Here is a 23,531-nt window from a genome sequence, read left to right on the forward strand (position 1 = left end):
TCTCACAAATAGGAGCCTCCGGAAAACCCGGGACGCTTCACCTCGCTTGGAGCGGGGCCGTGTTGGATGAGTATGCCCAAGGGCAGAAGAAGGCGGCAGACGGCATCCTCTCTGGCGCGCGCCAGTCAGCTGAACGGCTGGGAGTGACCGTCGACACGCTTCATGTTCCTGATGCGGAGGTGGCCGAGGCGATTATCGCTGCTGCAAAAGAACGCAATTGTGGCCTCATCGTTATGGCTTCGCACGGGCGCAGGGGATTGGGACGCCTGATGCTTGGCAGCAAAGCATCCGAAGTGCTGACCCACAGCGATATTCCGGTGTTGATAGTGCGATGAGCCATCGCCGCGCGGCTTGAGCCGCCCAGTGCATATGCTCCTTGCCCGAGAGGGATCGAAGTAGCATGAGTTTAACGACGCAATTGGCGATCGCGACTGCAACGGTGGCGGCGACCGTGATGATTCATTTGACGGGCCTAGCAGGGTTGTTGGCGATCTTGCGCCGTCACCGTCACGCATCGCAACTGCTCATCGCTTTTTTCGTGAATGGAATGGCGATCCTGCTCGCGGCATTTGGGCTTTTCGCGTTGCCATGCCGTGGAAATCTGGCTCTGGGCGGCTCTTTACCTGCTATTGGACGCCTTTCCTAATCTTGAGCATTCGCTGTATTTCTCCACTTCAACGTATGTGACGATCGGCTATGGAGATGTTGTTCTGCCGATTGGCATCCGAATTCTCGGCGTGATAGAGGGTGCGAACGGCATTATTCTGATCGGCTGGTCCACTGCTTTCTTCTTTTCCATTGTGGATCGGTTGAAGCTTCTTGAACGGGATTTCGAGAAGGGTTGAGGGTGGATAGTTTTCATTGGCCGCGCGTGCGCGGAAAATTCAGCCGATCAAAGCCAGCCAGCAAGGCTCGCAGCCGCCGCTGCAAGGGCGCCAAACAGCGGTATCGCGGCTCTCAGACCGCCGTGGGCCCAGCCGACGGTATGACGCCTTTCGCTAGAGCGTTGGCGAGAAGCGCACCTCCCAGTACGAAGCCAGCGGTTTGATTATCGATCGCATGTGGGGAGCCCGGCCATGGTCATCCCGCTGCATCGACGTCCGACATGCCGGTGAGGCTGAGGACGACTGCCATGCTCTCCTGTCCGAAATGCTCCAGTGCCTAACGCGCGGCGAGCAATAATCCCACGACAGGGGCGGCCAGCATGAGCGCGGTGTGAAGCCCAAGGAATTGGCGATGGCGACACCCTCGTCTTGGACACGCCATGCGGTCAGGGCAGCGTCGCCCAAGTCGAACCCAAGGCTACCGATCCACCCAAGCAAACCGATCAGCCTTAAGGTGCGAAATCCCGCGACGCTGCGCGCCCTACCGAAGTCTCGCTGTGTCCAGCCCGTTCCATCCTTATAAGCCGGCCGACTGCAATCGGTGCGATCAGGGAAAGACAGGGGGAGCGATATTGAAGAAGGGCTTGGCTGGCCGAAGCGCCAGATGTTCGGTTGTCGCGCATGACCGCCATGCCGCTCAAAAACGCGGTCGGCACATCGCTGGTGGTTGTCACTGCGCTGGGGCTCACGACCGCCGCTTCCTATGCGCTGTCAGGCTATGTCGACTGGCTGCTCGTGGGAATCATGATTGTGGGCGGTGTCGCCGGCGCGGCGATCGGTATTGCGCTCGCCGCAGACTGGCGGCGCGCAAGGGGCTGCTCGAGCGGTTATTCGCCGTCACGGTGATGGCCGTGGGACCTATGTCGCTCTGCGCGGGGCCTGATTTTCATCGCGTGCGAACGTCGGTTCCACTGATCCAACCGTCCAGCATGGAAAGCTGTACGTCGGCCGCGGCAGCGACCTAGGGGTCGTGGATTACGCAACAGCGGCGATCGAGCTGCTCGTTCGATCGCCAGCGAGGCGTACGGCACCAGCGGAAGGGAAGTGGTTCCGCCGAACTCACACGTCACCGCATCCGGGGATGGTCGGGTTGTCCCGGCCATCGAGGTGATTCGATCTCGTGGCGCTGCATTGAGACATAGAAAACCTATAGTAACCCTCTCAGCTCTGGGAGTGTAGCCTGTTCTGCTAGAGCCGATTGTTTCCTAAGCTACCGTTGAAAATCGCTGGTTATGTCTGCCATACTTCCTCTTGTTCTCTTGGCGCTCGCTGCGGCTGAGTCGAATGAAATTCCGGCTCGCGCTGCTCCTGTGAGCGGCTCGAAGGGGGCGATGGTTCAACCGCTTCCTGCCATCACCGAACTCAGTCCGTGGAAGCGCGTGCAAAGCCGAATTGGCATGGCGCGCGACCCTGGCATTTCGAGCACGATCAGCCGATGGCGTACCCTGCAACAGAGTGATGGTCTGGGCTCGGCCACCTATATGAGCTTCATTATGGCCAATCCCGGCTGGCCTGGCGAAGACCGGATGCGGCGTCTGGCGGAAACCGGCATCAATCCCGATAGCTATGATCCGGGGCAGGTCGTCGCCTTCTTCACACGCTTCCCGCCACGTACTGCAACCGGGAATGCGCGCTATGCGACGGCGCTTATGCAGCGCATGCGGATCGGGGAGGCTCGCATCGCGGCGCGCGACGCGTGGCTCGGTGGCCCGCTCTCCGTTGAGGATGAAGCGCGGCTGCTTTCAGCTTTCGGTTCCGGCTGGACTTCTGTTGAACATGACCTGCGCGCTGATATGCTGCTGTGGAAGGGGAATCTTTCTGGCGCGCAGCGTATGCTTAGCCTCGTTTCGACGGCCCGTCGTCCCCTCTACGAAGCGCGCATCGCTTTCCGTCGGAAAGCGTCCGACGCCGCCACGAAGATGCAAGTTGCCGAATCGCTGGGCGCGAGCGATGCAGGTTTTGTCGCGGACAAGGCACGTTGGCTGCTCGACACCGGCAATCGGATCGCGAGCCGCCAACATCTTGCGAATCGTCCACCGCTGACGTTCCGCCCCACAAATGCCGAGAAATGGTATGAGACGCTCCTGACCCAGGCGCGCGCGGCTGCGAATGACAGCCAGTGGAGCTTTGCTTATAGCATCGCCAGCAAACTGGACGATGCCTACCTGCCTGGCATCGACGTCAGTACGCGCCCCATCGGTGAGCGCGATGATTATACGAGCTTGGCTTGGCTCGCCGGAACGACTGCCTTTTATCATCTAAACAATCCTACCGACGCGATGGAAATGTTCCGTCGATATGCGGAAGCTGCGAAATCTCCACAGACTCAGTCGAAAGGCTTTTACTGGGCGGGCCGCGCCGCGCTTCAAGCTCGCGACGACGCCAGTGCGAACAGCTATTTCGCCCGCGCTGCCGTCTTCCCCGACCAGTTTTACGGGCAACTCGCGCTCGAGCGGCTGGGCCGCCCGATCCCCGCGCCCGCAGTCGTGGAGCGGCCGGTGGACATCACCCCCGCTGAGCGCACGGCCTTCGCCGACCGATCGGTCGTCCGTGCAGTCAAGTCGCTGGGTGAAATGGGCTATTGGGAGGATCAGAGCAAGTTCGCCCGCGCCATCGCCAATAACGCCGACAGCGACGCCGACCATTATCTGGCGGTGGAACTGGCGCAAAGCATCGGCCGCCCCGACATGGGCGTGATGGTGGGTCGCCGTGCCGTGTCGAGCGGGCTCACCGGCTATGGCACCAGCGCCTTCCCGCGCGTGCCGGTGCCGTCCGAAGCGCAAGTTAATTGGACCATGGTGCACGCCATCGCCCGGCAGGAAAGCCAGTTCGACCGGCAGATCGTTAGCCATGCAGGTGCGCGCGGGCTGATGCAGTTAATGCCGGGTACGGCGCGCGAGCAGGCGGGGAAATTGGGCATGAGCTACAATCCCCGTGCTCTTAACGATCCTGATTATAACATCATGCTGGGTTCCTCCTACATCCAGCGCATGCTCAACTATTATGGCGGCAGCTATCCACTGGCGGTGGCCGCCTATAATGCCGGGCCGGGCAATGTGAACCGTTGGATCAAGGCCAATGGCGACCCCCGGATGCCCGGCGCTGACATGCTTCGCTGGATCGAGCAAATCCCTATCTACGAAACGCGCAATTATGTTCAGCGTGTACTGGAAAATGCCGTGGTCTATGAATCGATGAACCCGGAACGCGCCCGCTTCCGTGGATCGAAAACGCCATTGTCGAAATATCTCGGCAAACAGACACCGGGCTGAGGCTGCCGACCGCCATTGATCATTATTGGGTCCATATCGGGTTTCAAAAGGGAGTCGGGGCTGCACATAGGACGATGAAGCGAATTAAATCTGCGATGAAACGAATCTCCTTTCTATGCGTTTTTCATAATGTGCAATTGCGTTCGGCGGGTGCGGTTTCCGGTTTGTTGTAGATGGCGAAGATGGGAAGCTGCGGCGTCGCCTTGAGGTGAGGAGGGCGATGACGGCATTTCCAGGAACCGCGAAGATCGAGGCTGGCGTGGCCCGGCGCGCGACCGACCTGGGTGCGTTCATGGGTCGGCGATGGCGAAATCATCGTTGGCTAAAAATCGCGTGCCTGGGAGTGATCGCGCTTTCGCTGCTCGCGGTGCTGGAGATGCGAACATCCTATGCCCAGTCTCGACTGTTCGCTCATCTGGCCGGGCGCATGCAGTTCAGTCTGGGCGACGGCCCGAATGACAATCTCGTCTTTCCCGCTCATGGTCCCTTCGACCGGCGGCTCGGCTATGCGCGATTGCCGGACTATATCGAGAATCTATCGCAAAAAGGATATGTCGTCGAAAAGCAGGCGCGCACGTCCGCCACGCTGCAAGCCTTTCAAAATCTCGGCGGCTTTCCGCCCTATCGGGAAAAGGCGTCGGCGGGCCTGACCCTGATCGGTGATAAGGGCCGGGAAATTTTTTCCTACAGCGATCCGGCCCATGTCTATGCCTCTTATATGGAGGTGCCCGACCTTGCGGTGCGGAGCCTGCTCTTTGTCGAAAATCGCGAACTGCTCAATCTGCGTTTTCCACGGCGCAATCCGGCCGTCGAATGGGATCGGCTGGGCCTCGCGCTGGTGAGCTTTGGTACGCGCGCCGATGGCGAGCGCAGCCCCGGCGGCAGCACGGTGGCGACGCAGATGGAAAAGCTGCGCCACTCGCCCGAGGGCCGCACGACCGGCGCGATCGAAAAACTGCGTCAGATGACGTCTGCTTCCCTGCGCGCCTATAATTCAGGTCTCAATACGATCGCGTTCCGCAAGCAGACGGTGGTGGATGCGCTTAATCTGATCCCGCTGGCCGGCTTTCCGGGACATGGGGAAGTGACCGGCCTCGGCGATGGGCTTGCGCTCTGGTATGGGGCTGACTTCGCCACGGTCAACAGAGCGTTTCGCGCGCCGGTGCGATCGGATGCCGACCGGGCTTCGAAGGGTCTCGCTCTCAAGCAGGTTCTGAGTCTGGTGATCGCGCAGCGCCGCCCCGCTTATTATCTGGGCAAGGGGCGGAGCGAACTGGAGGCGCTGACCGAAAGCTATTTGCGGCTGATGGTGTCCGAAGGCGTGATCCAGCCCGAACTCGGCGACGCGGCGATCGCCGCGCGGCTCCGGTTCAACAAGACTCCGCCCGGCGCGCCGCCTTTGCCCTCCTCCATTGCGAAAGCCGCCAATGCGTTGAGGCTGGATCTGGCAAGGCTGATCAAGACGCCCGGCTTTTACGACCTCCATCGGCTGGACCTGACCGTCGACACGGCCATCGACACACAGGCCCAGAAGGAGGCGACGGGACTGCTGCGAAGCCTGAAGCAGCCGGACCGCTTGTCGGAACTGGGCCTGATTGGTCCGCGTATGCTCGCCGGAACTGCGCCTGCCCAGGTCAATTACAGCTTCGCCCTCTATGAGCGCGGACCCGACGCCACCCATGTCCGCATCCGCACGGACAGTCTTGACGGCCCGCTCGACGTGAACGCCGGAACCAAGCTGGAGCTTGGCTCCACGGCCAAGGTCCGCACCCTCATCACCTATCTTGAAAGCGTCGCCGGTCTGCATGACGAACTGAAAGGAAAGTCGACCGAAGAATTGACCCGCCTCGCCGACGAAGGAGACAGGCTCACCGCCTGGGTGGCCGGGCAACTTCTGGACAAGCGCGACATCAGCCGAGCTGCCCTTGTCGATGCGGCGATGGAGAAGAAATATTCGGCCAACACGGGCGAACGTTTCTTCACGGCGGGCGGGATGCACCGCTTCGCCAATTTCAGCCGCAGCGACGGCGGCATGATGACCGTGTCCCATGCGCTCCAGCAGAGCGTCAATCTCGTCTTCATCCGCATGATGCGCGACATTGTCGACTATCACATCGCCCGCATCCCCGGCACGGCAGGCATATTGGAAAATCCGAACCACCCAGCGCGGCGCGACTATCTGCGGCGCTTTATCGACCTGGAGGGCCGGCAATATCTGGCCCGGTTCCGTCCCCAATATCGGGAATTGGATCAGGCGGCGATCATGGAGCATATCGCGGAGCGCGCGAAATATCTTCGCCCCCGGTTGGCTGCTGCGTTCCGCACCGTTCGGCCCGAGGGCGGTTTCGAACAGTTTTCCGCCTTCATCCATCGATGGGCGAAATCACCACCCGAGGACGAGGAGGGGATGCGCAGGCTGTATGACACCTACGCGCCTGACCGGCTCAGCCTGGCCGATCGTTCCTACATCGCCGATATCCACCCGCTCGAACTGTGGCTGGCCGGTTATCTTTACGCGCATCCCGGCGCATCCTGGCGGGACATCGTCGCGGCCGGGGCCGACGTGCGGCAGGAAGCCTATGGCTGGCTGCTCAAGCCCAACCGCTTCGCTGGCCAGAACCGCCGGATCAGAACCATGCTGGAGAAGCAGGCTTTCATCCCGATCCACAAGGCCTGGCAGCGTCTGGGCTATCCGTTCGACGCCCTCGTGCCCTCCTACGCGACGTCGATCGGCACGTCAGGGGATCGCCCCGACGCCCTTGCTGAACTGATGGGCATTATCGCCAGCAACGGTTATCGGATGAAACCCCGGCTGATCGAGAGGCTGCACTTCGCGGAAGGCACACCTTATGAAACCATTATGACGGCAAAGCCGCAAAAGGGCGAGCGGGTGCTCCACCCGGAAGTCGCTGCGGCGGTCCGTCGCGGCCTGATCGACGTGGTCGAAAATGGAACGGCGAGGCGCGCGCATGAAGCGATCGTCGGGAAGGACGGCACGGCCATGGTGATTGGAGGCAAGACAGGAACTGGTGACAATCGTCAGATGCGATACGGATCTGGAGGGCGCCTCATCGGATCGGAGGCGCGTTCACGAACGGCCACTTTCGCCTTCTTTATCGGCCAACATTATTTCGGCACGATCACGGCCTTCGTAGAAGGGGCCGATGCGTCGCATTACCGATTCACCAGTGCGCTGCCTGCGCAATTGTTCAAACTTCTCTCGCCGGTCATTCAGCGGGTTACCGGCAAACCATCGGCCGGTGATCCAGCTGATCCACCACAGGAAATCCGCGTGGACTGGCAGACGCTGCTAAATCGGCCCAATCCCCTCGCGGTCAGCGGACAACAGGCGCTTTGGTCTCCCCCATCACTGCGAGGACGGCGGTGAAAAAATGACGTGATAAACGTCCTCATGGCGAGCCGCTGGGGAGAAGTGATCATTTATCGGCCGTTCGGAGCGCCGTTTCTCGGCTGATTGTCACGATAGATGGACATCAATATTCCCAGGAGGATCAGAACGGTCATCATGGCCGATCCTCCATAGGACATGAGTGGGAGAGGAATACCGACCACAGGGGCCAAGCCCATAACCATGGAAAGATTGATGCCCACGTAGAGGAAAAGGGTAAAGGCCATACCAATCACGGTCAGGCGTGCAAAGATTGAACTCGATCGCAGAGCTAGGGTCAGCCCCCACCAAATCAGATAGCCATAGGCGAAGATCACGAAGAGCCCACCCAACATCCCCCACTCCTCCATCATCGTGGCGAAGATGAAGTCGGTATGCGTTTCGGGAAGATAGGCCAAATGGCTCTGAGTGCCATTTAGAAAGCCCTTTCCGAATACGCCGCCTGAGCCGATTGCGATTTTCGATTGGGAAATATGATAGCCGGTGCCGAGTGGATCGCTTTCCGGGTCCATGAAGGTAAGGACCCGGTTCTTCTGATAATCGTGGAGCATGCCCCAAGCGATCGGGAGCATGGCAACGACAATTGCGCCGGCGCCCATAAACCAGCGAAGATGCGTACCTGCCATAAAGATCAGCAGCGTGCCCGCCATCGTGATCATCAGGGCGGTGCCAAGGTCAGGCTGAAGCATCACCAGGCCAGCAGGCACTGCTATCAGCGCCGCCGGAATGAGCAGTACGACCGGCGCGCTGACAAACATTGGCGGCACGCGATGGTAGAATCGTGCCAAGGTGAGCACAATGGCGAGCTTCATGAACTCGGAAGGCTGGATTCGGATGATTCCGAGATCGATCCAGCGCTGCGCCCCCATGCCGATTTTCCCGAACAACTCCACGACAAGCAGTAGCGCAAGTGTCACGCCATAGAAGGGATAGGCAAAGCGCAACCAGAAACTGACGGGCACTAGGGACAGGACAAACATGCCGCTGAATAAAAGCGTAAAACGCACTGCCTGATTGGAAGCCCAGGGGGTCATGTGCCCGCCTGCCGCAGAATAGAGCGTTGCAAGTCCCAGCGTTGTGATGGCGATGACCGTAAGCAACATGCTCCACGGAAGCGCGCGCAGGGGTGCGGGAATCATCAATGCCCCAAACTCCGTTGTTCTTACTCGTTAATCGTCGGAAGGTCACCATTGGTCACTCCAGGCGGGGATTGCAATCCAAGGGATCGTCTCAAGGGCATGAATGAGCGCGGCTAGGCACAGCCTCGAGCGCCCCGCGCAACCCGGTTTTCCTCGCACGCAAAGTCAGGATGTGTCAGTATGCTCATGATGAGAACCGGATTGCTCTCCTTCGAGAGCGGGGATTGACAGGTACCCTCCCCATGAACAGCTCCGTTCGGCTCAGGATAATCCGCTGTGTAGCGATGCTGGGACTTTTGCTCGGGATGGCCCTTTCACTTGCCTTTGCACAAGGGCAAAAGGGCAAACGAGTTGTGCCGGTGCTTACGATCGATGGCGCCATCGGTCCGGCCACGACCGATTATGTGGTCCAAGCTATTGCTGCGGCGAGAGATGAGCGTGCGCCAATGATCCTGATCCGCATGGACACGCCCGGTGGTCTTGACAATTCGATGCGCGGGATCATTCGCGCCATCGTCAACGCGAAAATTCCCGTCGTCACATATGTAAGCCCCAGTGGCGCGCGCGCCGCTAGCGCCGGCGCTTTCATTCTCACCGCGAGCCATGTCGGGCCATGGCGCCCGGGACCAATGTGGGAGCGGCCAGCCCTGTTCAGTTGGGGGCACCTGCCGCGCCTCCGGCGTCCGAGCCGAAGGCAAAGGCCGGCGACAAATCATCATCTGGTGGACCCAAGCCCCGCAGCACAGGCGAGGCCAAGGCGATGAACGATGCCATTGCCTATATCCGGTCGCTGGCCGAAATGCGGAATCGAAACGCAGACTGAGCTGAAGCGGCCGTGCGTGACGCCGCAAGTTTGTCGGCGCAATCTGCCCTCAAACAAGGCGTCATCGATATCGTCGCACGCGACGATATCGATCTGCTGACTCAACTTCATGGGCGCAGCGTCAGCATGGGATCCGGTTTTATACGCCTCGATACGCGCGACATATCTCTCGGCGAAGTGGAACCTGATTGGCGAACCCGACTACTAGGAGCGATTACGGACCCTAACATCGCGCTTATCCTGATGATGATCGGCGCCTATGGCCTGCTGTTCGAATTCATGAATCCAGGTGCGATGTATCCTGGCACGATCGGGGCGATCTGCCTGTTGCTTGGTCTTTATGCGCTTTCGGCTCTTCCGGTAAATTATGCAGGAATTTTGTTGCTCCTCCTGGGCATGGCCTTGATGGCCGCGGAAGCCTTTTCTCCCTCTTTTGGCATATTGGGGATTGGTGGTGTGGTTGCCGTTTCGCTGGGCGCGGCGATCATGTTTGACAGCGATCTGCCAGAGTTTCGTGTGGCCCTGCCTGTTCTTGGCGCGGTCGCGGCCGCAAGCCTGGGCGTAATCTTGCTGACCGTGCGGCTGGCGTTGAAATCACGCCATGCCAAAGTGACCAGCGGCCGTGAACAAATGATTGGCGCGTCAGCCCGTGTGTTGGACTGGGATGATCGCGGCGGACATGTGCTTGTCCACGGTGAACGGTGGCGTGCCAATGGCCCACGCCCCTTTGTTTCTGGCCAGAATGTACGTGTGGTTGGCCTCGATGGCCTGACCGTGAAAGTGGAAGATATGATCTGAGCAACGGAAGGAGAACGTCATGACGGGTTTCGTCAATCTTGCATTCTACCTGCCGCTGGTGATCCTGCTGCTGATTTTCCTCATGGCGGCGATCAAGATTCTTCGGGAATATGAACGGGGTGTTGTGTTTACGTTGGGCAGGTTTACCGGGGTCAAAGGCCCGGGATTGATCCTGCTGGTGCCGTTCGTGCAGCAGATGGTACGCACCGACTTGCGGACGATCGTACTCGACGTCCCGACCCAAGACGTGATTTCGCGCGACAATGTCTCTGTGAAGGTCAACGCCGTCATCTATTTTCGGGTCATTGCACCCGACTTGGCGACGATCCAGGTCGAGAATTTCATGCAGGCAACCAGCGAGCTGGCTCAGACCACGCTGCGCTCGGTGCTTGGAAAGCACGAGCTCGACGAAATGCTGGCGGAGCGTGACAAGCTCAATGCTGATATTCAGGAGAGCCTCGATGCCCAGACTGACGCATGGGGCATCAAGGTTGCCAATGTCGAGATCAAGCATGTGGACATTGATGAATCGATGGTGCGAGCGATCGCCCGGCAGGCTGAAGCCGAGCGAGAGCGGCGAGCCAAGATCATCAATGCCGAAGGAGAGCAACAGGCAGCGCAAAAACTGCTTGAAGCTGCCGAAATTCTCGGTGGGCGGCCCGAAGCCATGCAGTTGCGCTATCTGTCGACACTGAATGTCATCGCGGGCGAGCGCAGTTCCACCATCGTATTTCCCTTTCCCCTGGAATTCATGGACCTGGTGAAGAGTGCGAAGGATAAAGCCTGATTGCGATGAGCTCAACCATCGGTCCGGAGCGCGATCGCGCGTCATCCCCGCGCACGAAATCGCCTAGTTGGCCGGGCTTCGATAAATTGCAACGATGTTGGGATCATCACAACGCCAAGCCGGCCGAAATCTTTTGTCACAATATCTACACCAACGCGGTTTGCCATGATGTTAAAAGAGAATGTCAACAGAGGAGTGGAAAATGACCTTCGCCACGATACTGGTCGCTATCGACATAAATGATCCCGAACATTCCAGGTCTGCCTTGGAAGCAGCCCGTTCTCTGAAGGCGTCCCAGGCGGCAGCCACGAAGATACATATCCTCTATGTCCGCTATTATTTGCCGGTGAGATATGCGGAATTGCTCTCGGGCGACTTCGATATACAGGAAATCGAGGAAGCGCGCCGCCGGATCCATGACTGGAAAATCGAATATGGGCTGGAGGACGCCAATTTCGTCACGCGCCGCGGCGCGGTGAGGGACGAAGTTTTCGAAGAAGCCCGGCGGAGCGGGGCGGATCTCATCATCATCGGCTCCCACCAGCCATCATTGTCTTCGCGGATGCTGGGTTCCAACGCCTCCGCCATTGTCAGAAATTCGCCTATTAGCGTCCTGATAGCGCGTGAGAAAGCTGCCGCCTGATCAAGTCGGCGCGGAACGGAAGGACCGGCGTCGGCCTGTCCAAACTGGACATGCCGCGGACCAGCGGTCCACCCCGGTTGGGATAACTCCAGTTAGCGGCGATCGCGAACCATCAGCGTGTCGACATCGGCCCAAGACAGGATGGATTCGGCCATACTCCCTAACGTGGCATGAACAAAACCACTGTGCCCGTGCGTGCCCATAACCAAGAGATCCGCGTCAGTTTCCTTGAGTCGATCTCCGACGACACGCTCTGTTTCTCCATAGCCGATCCGCGCCTCAATCCGGCCTGCGATGGGGTCAAGCGCTGCATGGGCAAGGAAGGTTTCCAGATCGGCCTCTGCCGTGCGCGACACTTCCGCCCGCATGTCAGGACTATCAAGCCAAGCCTCAAACGGCACATGATAAGCATGGATGAGATGAAGCGCCGCCAGCGGGAAAAGATCGGCCGCACGCAGCAAGGCTGCGCGGGAACAATTGGACAGGTCTGTTGCCACAAGAATGTTGCGATAGGGTCGATGAGGTCGTTTCTTGACGATCAGCACGGGGATGTCGGATCGTCGAATGATATGATCGACCGCGGTGCCCAGCAGAAAGTCTCCGGGACTATTGTAGCGCGCAACACCCGTCAGAATGAGATCAGCTTCTGTTTCGTTCGCCAATTCCTGTAATGATTCGGGCACCGAGCCTCTGCCAAACAGAATACGCGCATCCATTCCGGGATCCGGCAAGACAGCGCGAACCTTTTCTTCCATGATGGTACTGTCGCTGGCATCCTCCGAAAGAATGTGCGCGATAGAAACTTTACTGTTCCAAGCACGGGCCAGCAGCACACCACGATCCACAGCACGATCGCATCGCGCGCTCAGATCGCTCGCCACCATGACCTGTCGATATACCGGCATTGCCTTCTCCCGTTCTCAGTCTGCTTCTGCACCTTCCATGCCGAACGTCGCCCATTGGGCGCTCCGGCTCGGCGCTGCTGGCATGTCGTCAGCCGATTGCGCGGCGGCGCTCGGATTGCTGCGACGGCCATGAATATAAGCTTTGGCGATCATATTGGCCGAGATCGGCGCTGTTATGAACAAAAACAGCGTGATCAACAACTCGTGGGCAGACCAGGCAAGCCCATGTGTCGGGAAATAGAGCATGGATGCAATGAGGGAGCCGCCCACCCCTAACGTGGTCGCCTTGGTGGGGCCATGTAAACGGCTCATCAGCGAGGGCAGGCGCGCCAGCCCCCAACTGCCTATCAGCGCGAAGGTGCCCGCCAGCAGGATGATAAAGGCGATGAGGAAATCAGTCAGATCGGTCATTCCATTTTCCTATTCCACGATGTCGCCGCGCAGCAGGAACTTGGTGTAGGCTACCGTTCCTACGAAACCGACCATTGCTAGGAGCAGGGCCGCCTCGAAATAGATGGTCGTCTCCTCCATGATCCCGAACAGGATAATGAACGCGATGGCATTGATGACCATCGTATCGAGCGCCAAAATGCGATCGGGAGCCGTTGGCCCGCGCAGCAAGCGGTAGAGATTCAACAGCACAGCCAGCGCGATGCATCCAAGCGCTATGGTCAAAGCCAGGTGGATCATCGGAAAATCTCCATCAGCCGCCTTTCATATCGCGCCTTGATCCGCGCCACTTCCGCCTGCGGATCGCCTGTATCCAGTGCGTGGACGAGTAGATGCCGGCCGTCTGTCGAGATGTCGGTCGATACCGTGCCCGGCGTGAGGCTAATAGTGCCCGCGAGGACCGTGATCGCTTCGGCGGAACGAAGGTCAAGCGGGATGCTGAGCCAGCAAGATCGCAGGTCGTGGTTCCGGCGGAACAGGATCAGCCGCGCCACGTGGAAATTGGCGGCGATGATATCGCCGATCACAAGAAACACATAGGCAAGGAGGGGCCAGCCATATCGGACCGGCGGGCGATCAGGCCAGAAGGGCGCAGTGAACAAGGGCACCAGCGTCCCCAGCACCAGGCCGAGCAAGATGCCGCCAATGCTCAACGCGTTGAGGACCAGTATCCACATGGCAACGAGCAGCAGCGTCAGGCCCGGATGAGGAAACAGTCGCCTCATTTTGTGTTGGGCCCCCCTTCACCTGCCCCCAGGACAGAATGGACATAGGTGGGCGCATCGAAAATCTGCGCGCTTGTGGCCTCCATATAGGCCGTGGCAGGCCCAGAGCCCAAGGTCAGGCTCGCCAGCAGGACGAGCAGGAAGAAAGCGGGCAGGGCCTCCATCCGGCTTGGGGCCGGGAGGTCGGCTGCCAGGGACCGAGTGAGATCCTCCTTCCAGAAGAGGGTACTGCCGGCCCGCGCCAGTCCGATCAACGCCATCAGACTGGTTCCCAACACAATCGCCCATATTGCGGCGACATGGGGGGACACAAGCGTGGCACGCAGGATCAGCAGCTTGCCTATGAACCCGGAGAGCGGCGGCATGCCGGACATAGCCACGGCAGAAGCAAGGAACAGGAATGCGAGCTTTTTCTGTCCCCAATAGGGGGAAGTGGGCACAATGGCCGCATCCTCATTATCACGCCACCGAATTATCAGATCAACTGTCAGGAACAACAGGGCGGCCGATATGGTGGTGTGCGGAAGATAATAGAGTGCGGCCGCCATCGCCTGCTGGTCGAACAGGGCAACGGCCGTCAGCAGCATGGCCGTCGAACCGATCAGGCCGAAAGCCGCCATGTCGCGAAGGCAGCGCGCGGAGACGAGCCCGGCAAAGCCCAGCAGCATCGTTCCTAGTGCGGAGGGAAGCAAGAACGCGCCGGCCGCGTCGCCGAAGATCAGAGGCGCAATGCGGATGACAGCATAGGCCCCGACTTTCGTCATGATCGCGAAAAGGGCAGCGACAGCAGGGGCGGCGGCGGCATAGGTGCGGGGTAGCCACAGGTGTAGGGGCAACAGCGCGGCCTTGAGCGCGAAGACAGCAACGAGCAGCAGTCCCGCCGCTCGCGCCAGCCCTTGATCGCCTGTTGGCAACATCGCCGCGCGTGACGCCATATCCGCCATGTTGAGCGTCCCGGTGAGGCCGTAGAGCAGGCCTAGAGCGACCAGGAACAGGGTCGACCCGATCAGGTTGACGATCACATATTGGACTCCGGCGGTCAGGCGCCGCGATCCCTGGCCGTGCAGCAGCAGGCCATAGGAAGCGATCAGCAACACCTCGAAGAATACGAAGAGGTTGAACAGGTCGCCTGTCAGGAAGGCGCCGTTGAGGCCCAGCAGTTCAAACTGGAAAAGCGAATGAAAGTGCCATCCCTTGCGGTCCAGCCCGGTGAGCGTAGCATGGACGGATATCGCCAATCCCAGAAGCGCCGTCAGCACCAGCATGAGCGCCGACAGCCTGTCCAGAACCAGCACGATGCCGAAAGGTGCCGGCCAATCGCCCAGAGCATAGGCGATGGGCCTGTCTGCGGTCGCCCATCCCAACAGGATGAAAGACACCAGCATCAACCCGACCGCCGACCCGATCGAAATGGCCGAGCCGATCCATCGCCGCCGTCGCAGGAAGAGCAGGGTCCCGGTTCCGGCAAAGGCGGGCAGGAGCAGCGGGGCGACGATCAGCGCATCATTCATGGCTGCGCCTCCCGATCCGGCCGTGGAGGGTCGGCTTCGACGATACCGTCGACCTGATCGGTGCCTGTCTCAAGGAAGCTGCGAAGAGATAGCACAACCGCCAATGCCGTCATGCCGAAGGAAATCACGATCGCGGTCAGCACCAGTGCTTGGGGCAGCGGATCGGTATGGTCCGTCGCGCCCTTCTGATAAAGCGGGGCCCCGTTCACGGTCAGGCGGCCGATGGCGAACAGGAACAGGTTTATCGCATAGGACAGCATGGCCAGGCCAAGCACCACCGGGAAAGTCCGACCGCGAAGTGTCAGGTAAATTCCTGCGGCCGTCAGCATTCCGATGGCCGATGCGACCAGAAATTCCATGCTCATGCTTGAGCCTCCCGCAGCTTGGCGGGGTCGATGTCCATCGGGCCGCTTTCCTCCTCCGGCTCATTCTGAACTCGCTGGGCGATGTGACTGAGTTCTGCGAGCGCTAGCATGACGGCACCGATAACGGTCATGGCGACACCGATGTCGAACATCATGGCGGTCGCCAATTCGAACTCCCCGATAAGCGGCAGGGTGAAATGACCAAAAGCACTGGTAAACAAAGGCGCGCCGAAGAACAGTGAGCCAAGGCCTGTTAGCGCCGCGATGATGACCCCCAGGCCAATCAGCAGATGTTCGTCGATCTGGCGCCTCTGATCCGCCCATTCAAACCCCGATGCCATATATTGCATCAGCATCGCTATCGACATGACCAGCCCAGCGATGAAGCCTCCACCCGGCATGTTGTGGCCTCGCAGGAAGATGTAGAGTCCGATCATCGTTGCCAGTGGCAAGAGCAGTCGGGCGGCCACTGCGAACATCATCGGATGGCGCTCCGGTGATCGCGGCAGGTCTGCGATCCATTCACGCAACCTTCGCCCCGAAATGCCACGGGTGGCAGGCTGGAGCAAGGCAAAGATAGTGAGCGCGGCGATGCCAAGCACCGTGATTTCGCCGAATGTGTCAAAGGCACGGAAATCCACCAGGATCACATTGACGACATTCGTTCCGCCGCCATGGGCGTAGCTGTTGGCCCAGTGATACCCTGAAATGGGATCATTTGGCGCTCTCGTCATCACCGCCCAAGCCGCAAGTCCGGTCACCGTTCCTCCCGCCAGCCCAATCAGGCCGTCGCGAAGCCTTCTCCTGTTGCTGGACAGCCGGGCTGGCTTCTTGGGCAGCAAGTTGAGGGCGAGGAGCAGCAGCAGGATCGTCACGACCTCTACCGAAATCTGCGTCAGCGCCAGATCGGGCGCTGAAAGATAGACGAAGGCCAGTGAAACGATGAGGCCGATCACGCTGATGTAAATGAGGGTCAGGAAACGCTGTCTTTGCGCTTTCACGACTGCGGCGATCGCGGCAACCAGCAGCAGCCAGGCAATGATTGCTACCGGTGGCGCAGGGATCGTCGCGCGTGTGCCGGGGGCATAGCCGCCGGTCCACACTGCCTGGAGCCCCAGAGCGATGGCGACAAGGAACAGCAGGCTGAGTTGCCGTTGTAAAGAGCCGTTATGGATCGCGACCGTAACGACGCTGGCCATGTCGATAATCCGCTGAACGCAGGTGTCGAATGCCCGTTTCGCGTCGGGGAGGCGGGTGGCGTCCCAACTGCGCTGGAGGAGCCCGTGGCGCCACAGCAATGCGCCGCCAGCGAGGATCGCGATGACGCTCATCCACAGGGCCGGGGTGACGCCATGCCAGAGTGCCGGAGCGAAGGCTGGCGCGGTTCTCCCTGTCACCGAACCGGCGGCTCTGGCGATCAGGTCTGCTGTCAGGCGTTGCGGAAACAATCCGATCAATAGGGTCAGTGCCACGAGCAGGGCTGAAGGCGCCCATAGTCCAAATGGCGGATCGTGCGGCGGGGCGGGGTATGGGCGGCGGCGACCCAAATAGAGGTGGAAAATGTAGCGAAGCGAATAGGCGACAGACAGAGTGGCGCCGATCACGGCGGCCAGCGGCATCAACCAGTGCTGCTCGGCCCAGACGGTGTGCGCCGCCTCCTCCAGCATCATCTCCTTGGACAGGAAGCCGCCCAGGGGCGGCAGGCCCGCCATGGAGGCGGCGGCGACAATCCCCAGCGTGGCGCTGATCGGCATCAGCCCGGCAAGTCCGCCCAATAGGCGAATGTCCCGTGTTCCCACTTCATGATCCACGATCCCCGCATTCATGAACAGCGCGGCCTTGAACAGCGCATGGTTCAACAGGTGGAAAACGCCCACCATGGCGGCTGTGGACGTTCCGATGCCGAACAACATGGTGAGCAAGCCGAGATGGCTGACCGTCGAGTAGGCAAGGATCGCTTTGAGGTCATGGCGGAACAGGGCGACGGCCGCGCCCATGATCATCGTGACAAGCCCGGTGGTCGCTACAAGATAAAACCAGAGATCTGTGCCCGATAGCACTGGCCACAGTCGTGCCAGCAGAAATACGCCTGCTTTCACCATGGTCGCGCTGTGGAGATAGGCGCTGACCGGCGTTGGTGCGGCCATGGCGTGGGGCAGCCAGAAATGGAAGGGGAACTGGGCTGACTTGGTGAAACAGCCGAGCAGGATCATCACCAGCGCCACGGGATAGAGGCTTGAAGCACGAACGGTCTCGCCGGCGACCAATATGTCGGTCAGTTCGAACGACCCCACGATGTGGCCCAGCAGTAAAAGGCCGCCGATCAGCGCAAGGCCGCCGCCGCCCGTGACGGCCAATGCCATGCGCGCTCCCTGCCGGCCTTCCGCTTGGCCGCTACGAAACCCGATCAGCAGGAAGGAGGAGACGCTCGTCAGTTCCCAGAAGATCAGTAGCAACAGGATGTTGGCGGAAAGCGCCACCCCTAACATCGCGCCCTGAAACAAAAGCATGAGGGCCATGAACCGCCCCATCGCCTCGTCGCCGGGGAGATAATATCGCGCATAGAGGATGATGAGCAGGCCGATCCCCAGGATCAGGCCCGCGAACAAAACACCAAGTCCATCCAACCACAGGCTGAAGTCGAGCCCCAGCAAGGGCACCCATGGCGCATGAAACTGAACCGCACCCCCGGCCGTGATGGAGGGCAACATCGTCGAAAGCAGCATCAGGCCCCCCAAGGAGGGGGTAATGGCAACCAGCGTCTGCCAGGTCTTGCTCGCCCGGCTCATCATGGCGAGCAGCGCAGCACAGGCGAAAGGCAGCAGCGCGGTGAGAACCAAAAGCAAAATCTTCTCCCGGATTCCGCTTCATGGAACGGTGTGTTGGATCTGGGGCGATGGTTCCTCTTTTCCCGCTTCGTCTCCGTGGAGCAACCCAAATCGGTCGTTTGCCGCCGGTCTATTGATCCGAAGTCATCCTTTTTGGCTCGAATATGTCTGGATGTTGCTCGATGAAACGACGAAGCGGCCCCTGGAGCCAGTCCCGTCGGCCCCGGCGCATGTAAAGCCATCCCGCCCCGCTGATGATCGTCGCGCCGGCGGTATCCAGAATGAGGTCCCACATCGTGTCGGTCAGACCGGAAGGGTCGCCAAGCATAGGCTTTTGCATCGTGAGGCCGAAGCTGCGATCCATGACGAACTCAAAGATTTCCCACAGGGCGCCCAATCCCACTGAGAAGAAGAAGGCAAAGAGGATCACGAAGGCTGGCGGCAAGCGGAAATCGACAATATCATTCTCGTTGAAAATATAGACAATGCAAAAACCGAGAAGTCCCAAAAGCAGGCCCGCGCTTCCGTGGAGCATTAGATCCCACCACCAGATACGCTCATAATAATCGCGCACTTCTCCCAAAAATAACGTTGCGAAGAGAAAGATTATCGCGAGCAGCTGGATTTCCGACGGGATCGGGACTGGCAGGCGGCGAGGAAATATTATCGGCAGGCCTGTCGCGGCGATTAGGCCCAGTATAAGGAAGACATGCATCCAGCGGGTCGAGGCAATCGCCCAAAACAGTTCGACCAACATGATGCCCTGCATCAGGCAAAGAACGATGAGATGTACGCGTTTGACCGGATCGGCCGGGAGGGCACACATTAATCTGATCATGGTATAGACGACCTCGCCCTGCACCTGCGATGGAAACCATCATGATGCGCCCTTTGCCCTGATGCAATCTGCCGCTCGCGAAAGCTTTGGGCAGGGGGCGAGCGCCGCCGGACGGGGGGGCATAACGGGGAGACCAAACCGGATGCATTCCGACATTCCATATCTTACCGAAATCCTTGTCTGTTTGGCCGTTGCAGGCGTGCTGGCGCCTGTTGCAAAGCGTCTTTCCCTGAGCCAGTTGCTAGCGGAGAGCGAAGGAAGGCTGGGTAGGAAGGAGCTTTTGGTCAACATGATCTGGCTCAGTGAGCGCCTGTTATCGCCGATCGTCCTTCTGGCGCTGCTGACGGCTACAGGTGCAAGCGCGCGTGTTTATCATGTGGACTCCGTTAACGGCCATGACGGTAACGATGCGCTGCTCCCAGCTACCGCATGGCGATCACTGGGCCGGCTACGGGAAGCGAGACTGGAGCCGGGCGATCAGGTGCGCTGGCGGCGGGATCGGTTTGGCGCGAGCCGCTTACCGTAGCCTGCTCGGGGCGCGGCCCTGCTCCGATCGTCGTTAAGCCCGCTGGAGTAGGGGCGCGACCGCGGATCGAGGCGAGGGGAGTCTCGGAATATGCCGTGGCGATCTTGAACGCCGAATATGTCGAGATAAGCGGCCTCGAAGTGACGAACGACGGTTTACCATCGGGACCCCGCTTCGGAGTTCTCATATCGCAGCAGGATACAGGTGTCGCACGCAACATCGCCGTGCGCGACATGTATATTCACGATGTTCGCGGCACAAACCAGCGAAAGGATAACGGGGGCATCGTCTTCCGGGCGCTGGGGGGCAAGAGAGCGACGCGTTTTCACAACCTGACGATCGAACGCAACATCATATGGAGGGTCGACCGGTCCGGGATCGCCGGCATCAGTGATCAGGTCACGCTGGATAACTGGTTCCCCAGTGAAGGGGTGGTCATTCGCGACAATTATCTTGAAGACATTGGCGGCGATGGGATCGTCCCGCGGGGCGCCGACGGTGCATTGGTGGAGCACAATGTGGTGCGTTATGCGGCGAGTCGGGCCCCTGGCTACAATGTCGCGATCTGGCAGTGGAGCACAGACAACACGCTGATCCAGTTGAATGAGGCGGCCTTCACCCGAGGTAGATGGGACGGGCAGGGATTTGATTCCGATTTCAATTCTCGCGGTACGACCATCGCCTATAATTTCAGCCACGACAATGAAGGCGGATTCGTCCTGATCTGTTCTCCAGGGCGGACGGGGCCTGAGAATATCGGCAATCAGCGTAGCGTCGTGCGCGCCAATGTGAGCCGCCATGACGGCGCGCGCATCATTCAGCTTTCCGGGGGCATTTCCCACGCGCGGATCGAGGGCAATGTCATCCATGTCGGGAGTCATCAGGATGTCACCATGGTGGCTGCGACCCAGTGGCAGGGCTGGCCGAGCGATGTCAGCTTTACCAATAATCTTTTCGCGATCGCCGGGAAGGGGCGTTATGGGCATGAAATAGGGCGGGACGGACCGAATTACGTTGTGGCTTCCGGCTTTCCCCATTCTCCTGCCATCCAGTTTCAAGGAAATCGCTTTCTAGGCCGTCATCTGGATCCTCCCGAGGATCCGCGCGGTGTATGGCAGGCGGAATATCGGGCGGCGGCGGCGGATTGGTCGATCCCCACATTTGATCCGGCCCATCCTGATGGCTTGGGTGAGTTTCTGGTCAGCCATCGCAGTTGGATGATGGCCATGCTTGCAAGGGAGCTTGGGCAACCAGTTAGGCTGCTAGCCCCCCGCCGCTCAACCTGGATGGAGGCCCGACCCAAGCCATGATCTGCAACGGTAGATTCAGCGATGCCCGCGAGCAAAGCATGAAGTTCCTCTTTCGGCTCGCCTAGCAGGAGTCCGATCGTGGAAAGCGCGAACATCAATCATGCATGAAGGACAGGCGCAGACCGATCAGGGCTCACCCATCGGAGAAGGTAACGATCACCAGGTTTTGAGATCCTTCCTTCGAAATTGCGATCGAGGCCCTTCGATCCCTGGCTGCCGCGGAAAGAACGCCTGTGCCGCCTGACTGAAAGTCCGAGGTTTTCTTTAAACCCGCGGCCAAGAATTTGTCTCGATAGAATTTCATGATTTTTCCGGCGTCATCATGGGTTGTCAGCGTCACCTCGTGCACCTGTCGACCTCCGTTGGAACTGTTAACGGCTTTCATGGTCGAGCCGGGATATTGCGGCGCAAATTCAGGCATGACGATCGTTGGGACCGTTGCCGCATCGGACGGTTGGAGTGCAGGCTGCTCGGGCGGGAGGAGGTTGCCCCCTTCCTTGCTGGTTGTGGGGCCATCAACAGGCGTGACGTCGTTGTCTCCAGCTTCGCATGCCGCAAGCGCCAGCAGTCCGAGCAATATAAAAGAGCGCACGATGATTCCTCACTCATTCGTATGAACGGGACTGATCCAACAAAGCGCAGGCCAGATCGGAAGACATGCGCAAGCCTTTCGCAGGGAGTCAGCTGATCCTACAGGGAAGCTCCCGCAAACATCAGACCCGCGCCGATGAGCGCTAGGCCGATGCCGGGTATGGCGGTGATCATGCCCAAACGACTACCCCTTCGGGCGGGCTCCAGCGTATCAGGAACCTCATCGGCATCCACACTGCGAGCTTGGCTTAGGCGGCCACGCCGCAATGTTCGCAATGTCGCGAGAACAACACCTGCGATCATGCAAAGGGCCCCGATAGCGATCAGCAGCATGGGCAATTTTCCTCTCATTATGAGTGGCCACATGATTGTACAGCAAATCGGTCACAGCAGAAACGGTCACTCCGAGGCGAGCGGAGCCGCAGTTGCAGAGCTTCGATGCTTCTTGCCGTCGATGAATTGAATCGCTGCGGTGCGGGACCTCGGGGCGCGTTTCTCAGTTAGGCCGCCGCAATCGCAAAGACCCGGTGACCGGATGGCTATTCCGGCAGCCGAGCAGTGGTTCAGCGCTGTCGTGTCCATTCGTCGCATAACCTTGCGACGCGATCAGGACTGCTGGGCGATCAGGGGCGGAGGTGCGCAGGACAAACGATTGGCAACTGCCGCGCGAACGGCTGCTGCTGCAGAGAGCGAACGCAACGCCGTATCGCCCGACAATCGGTTAAGGACCAGTTCCGCAGCCCCCCGGTTCGTGATTTCGCTGCGGCAGAGTGATTGCCTGCCGCCCTCTCCATCGGCAAGGAAAATACCGTCAATGACGCCCGCGACATACATCGAGCATTGGCCGTAGTTAGGATTCGAGCATATCTCGAATAGTTGGTTGCCCGAGAAGAAAGCCGGTATGTCTCTTGTTCCTTCCGCAGCGTGGCTCTGCGCAGCCGGAATGATCGCTGCAGCGAAGATCATGTAAAGAAATGCCCGGTTCATGATTTGCTCCACACATCTAGTCTGAGCAGCCCAAGTAGTGAAAAGCCGACCGCTCCTTTTATCGTTCAGGCAATCTTGCCTGAATCGCCATGCCCTCATGTAGACTTTATCGTCATGCACGAAATTACGAAACCGTGAAATTGAGGCGTTCGCATCAGGTTGAAAGAAGTTCTTCCATCATGAGCTGCTTCACTTGGCGCTGGAGGCGCCGATGCTGTTCGATTTGAGAGCTAATGGCATTGAAGCTTGCAAGGTCCAGTCCATGCTTTTCCACAATCTGAATCATCTCGGCTTGCGCCTTTTTTTTGAGAAGACTAGCCTCCTGTGGCTCCAGCTTGGCTGCCCGTGCGGCCACCGCTTGTCTCATCTTCTGAAGCTCCAGCAGGGCGGAAGCGTAGGCATGGATTTGCCGGCGCGACACCGTGGAAGTCCCGTCGTTGGACACGGAGCCTGTCTGCACGGCGATCGCAGCGTCAACGGGAAGAGCGGTCAAAAGAAGCAAGGGGGCAGCTGCGTACAAAATCTTGGGCATGAGCTTTCCTTGAGCAAGATAATTCCGGATTGGCATCGAGGGATTGAATCCCATCGCGTGAGTAACGTTAGCGTAAGCCATTGAAAATCTCCAGCATTGCGGTTTATCACTGCGCTTGGCGTCAACACGGCAAGATCGCCTGCCATCGGCGGCGATTTGTCCGTACCGTTTGGCTTGCTTGGCTCCCTCCTCCAATCTGCACCAATAA

At 59.5% G+C, this 23,531-nt stretch carries 25 protein-coding genes; 12 read left to right on the forward strand and 13 right to left on the reverse strand.

Annotated elements, in window-relative coordinates:
- Nucleotides 1–59 precede the first annotated feature (59 nt).
- The 6 genes from L286_RS40305 (at nt 60) to L286_RS40320 (ending at nt 7,544) form a co-directional block, all read left to right on the forward strand.
- On the forward strand, nt 60–335 hold the full coding sequence (locus tag L286_RS40305) for a universal stress protein (protein ID WP_021223725.1): 276 nt from the start codon (nt 60–62) through the stop codon (nt 333–335).
- Between the two features lie 65 nt (nt 336–400).
- The gene (locus L286_RS49700; RefSeq protein ID WP_338010817.1) at nt 401–646 is read left to right on the forward strand and encodes a hypothetical protein; all 246 of its coding nucleotides are present in this window, start codon (nt 401–403) and stop codon (nt 644–646) included.
- Nucleotides 594–845, forward strand: a complete 252-nt coding sequence (locus L286_RS49705) for an ion channel (protein ID WP_021223726.1) — start codon at nt 594–596, stop codon at nt 843–845. Before L286_RS49700 ends, L286_RS49705 begins: the two co-directional genes overlap by 53 nt.
- A gap of 660 nt (nt 846–1,505) precedes the next feature.
- Nucleotides 1,506–1,730 (forward strand): TSUP family transporter, encoded by a 225-nt coding sequence (locus L286_RS0124855; protein ID WP_031293439.1) that lies wholly within the window; start codon nt 1,506–1,508, stop codon nt 1,728–1,730.
- A 485-nt stretch (nt 1,731–2,215) separates the two neighbouring features.
- On the forward strand, nt 2,216–4,156 hold the full coding sequence (locus tag L286_RS40315) for a lytic transglycosylase domain-containing protein (RefSeq protein WP_380774401.1): 1,941 nt from the start codon (nt 2,216–2,218) through the stop codon (nt 4,154–4,156).
- Nucleotides 4,157–4,376: 220 nt separating this feature from the next.
- Nucleotides 4,377–7,544, forward strand: a complete 3,168-nt coding sequence (locus L286_RS40320) for a penicillin-binding transpeptidase domain-containing protein (protein WP_052033851.1) — start codon at nt 4,377–4,379, stop codon at nt 7,542–7,544.
- A 53-nt stretch (nt 7,545–7,597) separates the two neighbouring features.
- Here L286_RS40320 and rodA read toward each other — a convergent pair whose 3' ends face one another.
- On the reverse strand, nt 7,598–8,704 hold the full coding sequence (gene rodA, locus L286_RS40325) for a rod shape-determining protein RodA (RefSeq protein ID WP_029986627.1): 1,107 nt from the start codon (nt 8,702–8,704) through the stop codon (nt 7,598–7,600).
- Nucleotides 8,705–9,009: 305 nt separating this feature from the next.
- Between rodA and L286_RS49840 the strand changes: the two genes are divergently transcribed.
- The 4 genes from L286_RS49840 to L286_RS40340 all read left to right on the forward strand — a co-directional run bounded on the left by L286_RS49840 (nt 9,010) and on the right by L286_RS40340 (nt 11,755).
- On the forward strand, nt 9,010–9,468 hold the full coding sequence (locus L286_RS49840; RefSeq protein ID WP_443214966.1) for a hypothetical protein: 459 nt from the start codon (nt 9,010–9,012) through the stop codon (nt 9,466–9,468).
- A gap of 71 nt (nt 9,469–9,539) precedes the next feature.
- Nucleotides 9,540–10,325, forward strand: coding sequence for an NfeD family protein (locus L286_RS40330; protein WP_021223729.1), 786 nt, complete (start codon nt 9,540–9,542; stop codon nt 10,323–10,325).
- A 19-nt stretch (nt 10,326–10,344) separates the two neighbouring features.
- The gene (locus L286_RS40335; protein WP_020820560.1) at nt 10,345–11,112 is read left to right on the forward strand and encodes a slipin family protein; all 768 of its coding nucleotides are present in this window, start codon (nt 10,345–10,347) and stop codon (nt 11,110–11,112) included.
- Nucleotides 11,113–11,314: 202 nt separating this feature from the next.
- Complete coding sequence (locus L286_RS40340) at nt 11,315–11,755, forward strand: universal stress protein (protein WP_021223730.1); 441 nt, start codon at nt 11,315–11,317, stop codon at nt 11,753–11,755.
- A 92-nt stretch (nt 11,756–11,847) separates the two neighbouring features.
- On the opposite strand, the gene L286_RS0124865 is transcribed toward L286_RS40340, so the two are convergent.
- From L286_RS0124865 to L286_RS40375, 8 genes are all read right to left on the reverse strand, one after another.
- Nucleotides 11,848–12,660, reverse strand: a complete 813-nt coding sequence (locus L286_RS0124865) for a universal stress protein (RefSeq protein WP_031293443.1) — start codon at nt 12,658–12,660, stop codon at nt 11,848–11,850.
- Between the two features lie 15 nt (nt 12,661–12,675).
- Nucleotides 12,676–13,071 (reverse strand): Na+/H+ antiporter subunit G, encoded by a 396-nt coding sequence (locus tag L286_RS40345; protein WP_021223733.1) that lies wholly within the window; start codon nt 13,069–13,071, stop codon nt 12,676–12,678.
- A 9-nt stretch (nt 13,072–13,080) separates the two neighbouring features.
- Nucleotides 13,081–13,350 (reverse strand): K+/H+ antiporter subunit F, encoded by a 270-nt coding sequence (locus L286_RS40350; protein ID WP_020820564.1) that lies wholly within the window; start codon nt 13,348–13,350, stop codon nt 13,081–13,083.
- A complete protein-coding gene (locus tag L286_RS40355; protein WP_021223734.1) occupies nt 13,347–13,835 on the reverse strand; it encodes a Na+/H+ antiporter subunit E in 489 nt (162 codons plus the stop codon). The genes L286_RS40350 and L286_RS40355 overlap by 4 nt, the downstream gene beginning before the upstream one ends.
- Nucleotides 13,832–15,346: a monovalent cation/H+ antiporter subunit D gene (locus L286_RS40360; protein ID WP_021223735.1), complete on the reverse strand. Its 1,515-nt coding sequence runs from the start codon at nt 15,344–15,346 to the stop codon at nt 13,832–13,834. Before L286_RS40360 ends, L286_RS40355 begins: the two co-directional genes overlap by 4 nt.
- Nucleotides 15,343–15,711 (reverse strand): Na+/H+ antiporter subunit C, encoded by a 369-nt coding sequence (locus tag L286_RS40365; protein WP_020820567.1) that lies wholly within the window; start codon nt 15,709–15,711, stop codon nt 15,343–15,345. Before L286_RS40365 ends, L286_RS40360 begins: the two co-directional genes overlap by 4 nt.
- A complete protein-coding gene (locus tag L286_RS40370; RefSeq protein WP_031293446.1) occupies nt 15,708–18,557 on the reverse strand; it encodes a monovalent cation/H+ antiporter subunit A in 2,850 nt (949 codons plus the stop codon). Before L286_RS40370 ends, L286_RS40365 begins: the two co-directional genes overlap by 4 nt.
- Before the next feature lie 112 nt (nt 18,558–18,669).
- Nucleotides 18,670–19,296, reverse strand: coding sequence for a hypothetical protein (locus L286_RS40375; RefSeq protein WP_238559325.1), 627 nt, complete (start codon nt 19,294–19,296; stop codon nt 18,670–18,672).
- Between the two features lie 223 nt (nt 19,297–19,519).
- Here L286_RS40375 and L286_RS49380 point away from each other — a divergent pair, with 223 nt between their 5' ends.
- A complete protein-coding gene (locus L286_RS49380; RefSeq protein WP_238559326.1) occupies nt 19,520–19,903 on the forward strand; it encodes a hypothetical protein in 384 nt (127 codons plus the stop codon).
- A gap of 95 nt (nt 19,904–19,998) precedes the next feature.
- A complete protein-coding gene (locus tag L286_RS40380) occupies nt 19,999–21,213 on the forward strand; it encodes a right-handed parallel beta-helix repeat-containing protein (protein ID WP_021223738.1) in 1,215 nt (404 codons plus the stop codon).
- Between the two features lie 133 nt (nt 21,214–21,346).
- Here the strand turns inward: L286_RS40380 and L286_RS40385 are convergent, their stop codons facing one another.
- The 4 genes from L286_RS40385 to L286_RS49385 all read right to left on the reverse strand — a co-directional run.
- On the reverse strand, nt 21,347–21,805 hold the full coding sequence (locus L286_RS40385) for a hypothetical protein (protein WP_139111415.1): 459 nt from the start codon (nt 21,803–21,805) through the stop codon (nt 21,347–21,349).
- A gap of 98 nt (nt 21,806–21,903) precedes the next feature.
- Nucleotides 21,904–22,137, reverse strand: a complete 234-nt coding sequence (locus tag L286_RS40390; RefSeq protein WP_021223740.1) for a hypothetical protein — start codon at nt 22,135–22,137, stop codon at nt 21,904–21,906.
- A 273-nt stretch (nt 22,138–22,410) separates the two neighbouring features.
- Nucleotides 22,411–22,791 carry a Rap1a/Tai family immunity protein gene (locus L286_RS40395; RefSeq protein WP_139111414.1) on the reverse strand — a complete coding sequence of 127 codons (381 nt, stop codon included), beginning with the start codon at nt 22,789–22,791 and terminating at the stop codon, nt 22,411–22,413.
- Nucleotides 22,792–22,945: 154 nt separating this feature from the next.
- Nucleotides 22,946–23,531 (reverse strand): DUF4168 domain-containing protein (locus L286_RS49385; RefSeq protein ID WP_238559327.1); only part of this gene is annotated, 586 nt, incomplete at its 5' end.

Origin of the sequence: Sphingobium sp. HDIP04 (genome assembly GCF_000445085.1) — a bacterium.
GTDB lineage: Bacteria > Pseudomonadota > Alphaproteobacteria > Sphingomonadales > Sphingomonadaceae > Sphingobium > Sphingobium indicum.